Source organism: Sphingomonas bacterium (assembly GCF_903643035.1).
Lineage (GTDB): Bacteria > Pseudomonadota > Alphaproteobacteria > Sphingomonadales > Sphingomonadaceae > Sphingomonas.
Genome location: NZ_CAHJWW010000168.1, coordinates 1 through 6123 on the forward strand (window position 1 = coordinate 1; position 6123 = coordinate 6123).

Annotated in this window: 7 protein-coding genes and 1 pseudogene; 3 read left to right on the forward strand and 5 right to left on the reverse strand. The window is 68.9% G+C overall.

Annotated features, from left to right (window positions below):
• The 5 genes and pseudogenes from HUV01_RS10855 to hemE all read right to left on the reverse strand — a co-directional run.
• A pseudogene (locus HUV01_RS10855) lies at positions 1-330 on the reverse strand (hypothetical protein); the annotation flags it as partial.
• Between the two features lie 4 nt (positions 331-334).
• On the reverse strand, positions 335-565 hold the full coding sequence (locus HUV01_RS10860) for a DUF6489 family protein (RefSeq protein WP_174298273.1): 231 nt from the start codon (positions 563-565) through the stop codon (positions 335-337).
• A gap of 133 nt (positions 566-698) precedes the next feature.
• The gene (rho, locus tag HUV01_RS10865; RefSeq protein ID WP_174298274.1) at positions 699-1955 is read right to left on the reverse strand and encodes a transcription termination factor Rho; all 1257 of its coding nucleotides are present in this window, start codon (positions 1953-1955) and stop codon (positions 699-701) included.
• Between the two features lie 167 nt (positions 1956-2122).
• The gene (locus HUV01_RS10870) at positions 2123-2578 is read right to left on the reverse strand and encodes a CopD family protein (RefSeq protein WP_174298275.1); all 456 of its coding nucleotides are present in this window, start codon (positions 2576-2578) and stop codon (positions 2123-2125) included.
• Positions 2579-2581: 3 nt separating this feature from the next.
• A complete protein-coding gene (hemE, locus tag HUV01_RS10875) occupies positions 2582-3613 on the reverse strand; it encodes a uroporphyrinogen decarboxylase (RefSeq protein ID WP_302480046.1) in 1032 nt (343 codons plus the stop codon).
• Positions 3614-3913: 300 nt separating this feature from the next.
• Here hemE and HUV01_RS10880 point away from each other — a divergent pair, with 300 nt between their 5' ends.
• The 3 genes from HUV01_RS10880 to HUV01_RS10890 form a co-directional block, all read left to right on the forward strand.
• Complete coding sequence (locus HUV01_RS10880; RefSeq protein ID WP_174298277.1) at positions 3914-4741, forward strand: pyruvate, water dikinase regulatory protein; 828 nt, start codon at positions 3914-3916, stop codon at positions 4739-4741.
• The gene (locus tag HUV01_RS10885) at positions 4738-5337 is read left to right on the forward strand and encodes a Maf family protein (RefSeq protein ID WP_174298278.1); all 600 of its coding nucleotides are present in this window, start codon (positions 4738-4740) and stop codon (positions 5335-5337) included. Before HUV01_RS10880 ends, HUV01_RS10885 begins: the two co-directional genes overlap by 4 nt.
• A 5-nt stretch (positions 5338-5342) precedes the next feature.
• Positions 5343-6123: shikimate dehydrogenase family protein (locus tag HUV01_RS10890; RefSeq protein ID WP_174298279.1), on the forward strand; the 781-nt coding region annotated here is incomplete at its 3' end.

The window sequence follows — 6123 nt, forward strand, 5'->3', positions numbered from 1 at the left end:
ACGGCGTCCCAGACCGCGCCGACCACCACCATTGCTTGGACATACAGGGGCGGATTGTGCAACCGCCCGCCCGCCGTGGCAATGGAACTCGACGAGGTCCTCGCCGGTCGCGGTGGCGGGGCCGGCGAACCCCAGGACCAGCGCCCGGTCCAGCAACGCGCCGGTCGCATCGCGAAGGGTGCGCAGGGCGGCCTGCCGGGACGGCGGGAGCGATCCCGCCACCGCCGCCGCCGCCGCGCGGGCCTCCGGACCGCTGATCCGGATGACGCCGATCGCCGCCGGCGGACGCCCGCTCGACAGCGCGACGATCGTGTCCCCGTCGCGCGTCACCCGATCAGTCCTGCTTGACGGACGCCTCGAACAGGCGGCGCCACATCGTCATCCCCGCCTCGCCCATCGGCGCCCAGCCGCGCATCATCGTCTCGACCGCCTCCGGCTTTATCTGCCCCGACATCGCCTCGCCGAGCATCGCGACATAGCGTTCGTGAACCGGCGACAGATCGGGCAATCCCATGGCGCGGCGAGCCTCCTCGGGCGTGCAGTCAATCTCCAGGTGGACCTTCATGGCTCGCTCTCCCAACTCGTGCGTCCGCGACGTGCCTCCCGACCGGCACCCGAACCGGACCAGCCTCGCCGCCATCGATCCCGCCAGGACGGGCTCCCACCTGGACAGGCCGGCGGCCCGCCCCCCGCCTGCGCTACTGGTTCATGCTGTCGAAGAAATCCTCGTTCGTCTTCGAGTTCTTCATCTTGTCGAGCAGGAACTCCATCGCGTCGATCGTACCCATCTGCATCAGGATGCGGCGCAGGACCCACATCTTGCTGAGCTTGGTCTTGTCGACCAGCAGTTCCTCCTTGCGGGTGCCGCTCTTGCCGACGTCGAGCGCGGGGAAGATGCGCTTGTCGGCAACCTTGCGATCGAGGATGATCTCGGAGTTGCCCGTGCCCTTGAACTCCTCGAAGATCACCTCGTCCATGCGGCTGCCGGTGTCAATCAGCGCGGTCGCGATGATCGACAGCGAACCGCCCTCCTCGATGTTGCGCGCCGCGCCGAAGAACCGCTTGGGCCGCTGAAGCGCGTTCGCGTCGACGCCGCCCGTCAGGACCTTGCCCGACGAGGGCACGACGGTGTTGTAGGCGCGGCCGAGGCGGGTGATGCTGTCGAGCAGGATCACCACGTCCTTCTTGTGCTCGACCAGCCGCTTGGCCTTCTCGATCACCATCTCGGCGACCGCGACATGGCGGGTCGCGGCCTCGTCGAACGTCGAGGACACGACCTCGCCCTTCACCGACCGCTGCATGTCGGTCACCTCCTCGGGCCGCTCGTCGATCAGCAGCACGATCAGGAACACCTCGGGGTGGTTGTCGGTGATCGCCTTGGCGATGTTCTGGAGCATCACCGTCTTGCCGACGCGCGGGGGAGCGACGATCAGCGTGCGCTGGCCCTTGCCCTGGGGTGAGACGATGTCGATGACACGCGCCGACTTGTCCTTCACCGTCGGATCGACCTGATCGAGCGTCAGCTTGGATTCCGGATAGAGCGGCGTCAGATTGTCGAAGTTGACGCGGTGGCGGACCGCGTCGGGATCGTCGAAGTTGACCGCGGTCAGCCGCGTGATCGCGAAATACCGTTCGCCGTCCTTGGGACCGCGGATCTCGCCCTCGACCGTGTCGCCGGTGCGCAGGCCCCATTTGCGGACCTGGTTGGGCGAGATGTAGATGTCGTCGGGACCCGCGAGGTAGTTCGATTCCGGGCTGCGCAGGAAGCCGAAGCCGTCGGGCAGCACCTCGATCGTGCCCAGCCCCATGATCTGCTCGCCCTGCTCGGCCTGGACCTTCAGGATCGCGAACATCAGGTCCTGCTTGCGCAGCGTCGATGCGCCCTCGACGCCGAGCTCCTCCGCCATGCTCACCAGCTCGGCCGGCTTGTTCTTCTTGAGGTCTTTGAGATGCATGCAGGTGTTCCGGCGATGGGAGACGTACGGTGTCCGAGCAACGGTCGGCGTGAGACACGCGGCGTAACGGTGCTGGATCGCATGCGGCGGTACCAGGACGGACCCCGCGACAGGTGCGACTAGTTTCGCGCAGCGCCCAAGTCAAGCACCCCGGGGATCGGCACGGCTCAGAACGGCTTGACGATCACCAGCACGACGATGACGACCGTCGCGATCGCCGGCACCTCGTTGACGAGGCGCAGCGTCTTGCCAGACAGCGTGGGACGTCCGGCGGCCAGCTTGCGCGCATAGCCGATCGCCCAGCCGTGATAGCCCGACAGCGCGACCACGAACAGCAGCTTGGCGTGGAGCCAGCCTTCCATCCAATGCTGTCCGATCGTCGCCAGCGCGATGCCGAGCAGCCACACCGCGACGATGCCGGGCGTCAGGATGATCGAGCGCAGCTTGTCCTCGCGCCCGACCCACAGCGCCGCCGCGCCCGCGTCGCCACGCGCCAGCGCCTCCTGGTGATAGACCAGATAGCGCGGCAGCATGAACAGCCCCGCGACCCAGAAGATCACGAAGATCAGATGCGCGGCCTTGATCCACAGATAGCTCATCGACAGCGCCTCGCCCAACGTCATGGTCTAACCCCTTATGCGGGCCAGCAACCGCTCGACATGCTCGACCGGCGTATGCTGTCCGATACCGTGGCCCAGGTTGAACACCAAGGGGCGTTCGGGAAAGGCGGCGAGCACGCGGTCGATGCCGCGGTCCAGCGCCGCGCCGCCCGCCTCCAGCGCGAGCGGATCGAGATTGCCCTGCACCGGCATGCCCACCGGCAGGGTTCCGTTCGCCCAGACCGGGTCCACCGTCTCGTCGAGCCCGACCGCATCCACGCCGGTCTCGCGGGCATAGGCGGGCAGCTTGGCGCCGGCTCCCTTGGGGAAACCGATCACCGGCGTCGCCGGATGCCGCGCCTTGAGCGCGGCGACGATGCGCGCATTGGGCGCGATGACCCATCGTTCGAACTGTTCGGGGCTGAGGCTGCCGGCCCAGCTGTCGAACAGCTGCACCGCCTCGACCCCGGCCTCGATCTGCCGGGAGAGATAGTCGACCGTCATGTCGGAGATCGCATCGACGATGTCGGAGAAGCCCGCTGGATCGCGATAGGCATAGCGCCGCGTCTCGCCGTGATCCTTCGATCCCTGCCCCGCCACCATGTACGTCGCCACCGTCCAGGGAGAGCCGGCGAAGCCCAGGAACGTCGTCGCGGGGTCCAGCGCGGCGGCGACATGCCTCACCGTGCGGTATACCGGCTCCAGACGCTCCGGGCGCGGGCGCAACGCCGCCAGCGCATGATCGGCCAGCGGAGGCGCAAGCCGCGGCCCCTCGCCGACCCCGAACGACAGGTCCTGCCCCAGCGCCCAGGGCACCATCAGTATGTCGGAGAACAGGATGGCGCCGTCGAAGCCGAACCGGCGGATCGGCTGCAACGTCACTTCCGCGGCGGCTTCGGGGTCGGTGGCGAGCGCCAGGAACCCGCCCTTCCGCGCCCGCAACGCCCGATACTCGGGCAGATAGCGCCCGGCCTGGCGCATCAGCCAGACCGGAGGCACGGCCTGTCGCCTGCCCATCAACGTGGCGAGCAGGGCTTTGGGGACGGCGCGATCGGTCAGGACGGGTTCCTCTTCCTTATAGAAGAATAGGATTCTTGGGGATGTTGATGATGTAGGCGCGTTGGCGCCGCGGATTACGCATCCGCCCCCGAGTTGCCAACAGCTTGACCGGCGCCAGCGTGGGCGAGCCGGCGATTCGATCCGGTCGTGCGCGCTTTCCACACGCTGTGGGCGGAATCGCCTCGTGTGGGGGCAATTGTGGAGGGATCGGGCTTCGTCCACCGCCCCCGTCCGGCTTGGCCGCCGGGGCCAGTTACGCTACCCCCGGTCCCCATGTTGTCCACAGATCGCTCCTGACCCGTGGCTGTCCGCCTCCACCTGCACCTCCTGTCGGACTCGACGGGCGAGACGCTGGAGAATATCGCCAAGGCCAGCCTCGCACAGTTCGACGATGTGGAGACGGTGCGTCATTTCTGGCCGATGGTCCGCACGGAGGTGCATCTCGATCGCATCCTCCAGGAGATCGCGCAGAATCCCGGGCTCGTGATCTACACACTGGTCAATCCGGCGATCCGACGCGTGCTGGAGGCGCGATGTCGCGCGCTGGGCCTCTCGCTGGTGGCGCCGCTCGACCCCGTCAACGACGCGCTGTCCGGTCTGCTGGGGCAGCAGGCAAAGGCGCGGCCGGGGCGCCAGCACGTCCTGAACGCCGAATATTTCGCGCGGGTCGACGCGATCCAGTACACCATCGCGCACGACGACGGCATCGCGGCGGAGGAATGGGAAGAGGCGGACATCGTGCTCGCCGGCGTCTCGCGCTCGTCCAAGACGCCGACGTCCATCTATCTCGCCAACCGCGGGTACAAGACCGCCAACATCCCGATCGTGATCGAGAGCCCGCCGCCCTCCACGCTTTTCGGGCTCAAGCACCCCCTGGTCGTGGGGCTGACCACCAGTGCCGACCGGCTGATCGCGATCCGCCGCAACCGGCTGCTGTCGCTCCATCAGGCGACCGAAACTCCCTATGTCGACCAGGATGCGGTGGCGCGCGAGATCGCCTATGCCCGGCGGATGTTCGCCGACAGCGGCTGGCCGGTGATCGACGTCACCCGCCGTTCGATCGAGGAAACGGCGGCGGCGATCATCGCGCTGTGCAACGACCGGCGCGACGGGGTCGTCGCTGGATGAGCCCCATGGTGCTGGCATCGGGCAGCGCGTCGCGCCGGGCGATGCTGACGGCGGCGGGCGTGCCGTTCGAGGCGGTGGCGCCGGGGGTGGACGAGGAGGCGGCGAAGGCGGCGCTGCGCGCGGACGGCCGGTCGCCGCGCGAGACGGCCGACGCGCTCGCGGAGCTGAAGGCGGTGAAGGTCTCCGCCCGGATACCCGACGCGCTGGTGCTGGGCAGCGACAGTCTGGTCGTGCTCGACGACGGCGCGATCCTCGACAAGCCCGTGAGCCGCGAGCAGGCGGCCGATCACCTGCGGATGATGTCGGGCCGGGTCCACGACCTCGTCAGCGCCGCGGTGATCGCGCAGGACGGGCGACCCGTGTGGCGGGTGGTGGATCGCGCGCGAATGCACGTCCGGCCGCTGTCGAAGGGGTTCATCGCGGGCTATCTGGACGCGGAATGGCCCGCGATCGCGAGCTGCGTCGGCTGCTACCGGATCGAGGGACCGGGGACGCAGCTGTTCGCGAGCATAGAGGGTAGCCAGTTCACGGTGCTTGGCCTGCCGCTGCTGCCGGTCCTGGATTACCTGCGCGTGCGGGGGATCATGGCGGCATGATTGGGATGCGCCCGGCGGCCGAACGTGGGACAGGCTATGCGGAGGTCGTCGGCGATCCGATCGCCCATTCCAAGTCGCCGTTGATCCATCGGTTCTGGCTCGATGCGCTTGATCTGGACGCCGACTATCGCGCCGCGCACGTCGCTCCCGACCGGCTCGGCGCCTATATCGCCGACCGCCGCGACGATCCCGCGTGGCGCGGGTGCAACGTCACGCTGCCGCACAAGCTGGCGGTGCTCGATCATGTCGGCGATCCGGGCGGAGTGCGGGACTCGATCGGGGCGGCGAACTGCGTGTGCCGTGACGCGGCCGGCGACTGGATCGCGACCAATACCGACGCCGCGGGCTTCCATGCGCCGATCGCCGATCTGGACCTCGCCGGCGCGCCGGTGGCGGTGGTCGGCACGGGCGGCGCGGCGCGCGCGGTGCTGTTCGCGCTGTCGCGGACGGGCGTGGGGCCGGTGACGATCGTCGCGCGCAATCCGATCAAGGCGGCGGGGCTGCTCGCCGTCTTCGGGCTGGCGGGCGACGCGGTGACGCTCGACGCCCCGCTGCCGCCGGCGGCGCTTCTGGTGAACGCCTCCAGCCTGGGGATGACCGGCCAGCCGCCGCTCGATCTCGACCTGTCGACGTTGCCGGAAGGAGCGGTGGTGTACGACCTCGTGTACGCGCCGGTGGAGACGTCGCTGCTGGCGGCCGCGCGCGCGCGGGGGCTGGCGGTGGTGGACGGGCTCGACATGCTGGTCGGCCAGGCGGCGGCGGCGTTCGAGCTGTTCTTCGGCGCCG

What these genes read in the sequence shown, in the direction of transcription:
- HUV01_RS10860 (WP_174298273.1), bottom strand. Translation starts at nt 565, where the DNA reads ATGAAGGTCCACCTGGAGATTGACTGCACGCCCGAGGAGGCTCGCCGC.
- rho (WP_174298274.1), bottom strand. Translation starts at nt 1,955, where the DNA reads ATGCATCTCAAAGACCTCAAGAAGAACAAGCCGGCCGAGCTGGTGAGC.
- HUV01_RS10870 (WP_174298275.1), bottom strand. Translation starts at nt 2,578, where the DNA reads ATGACGTTGGGCGAGGCGCTGTCGATGAGCTATCTGTGGATCAAGGCC.
- HUV01_RS10885 (WP_174298278.1), top strand. Translation starts at nt 4,738, where the DNA reads ATGAGCCCCATGGTGCTGGCATCGGGCAGCGCGTCGCGCCGGGCGATG.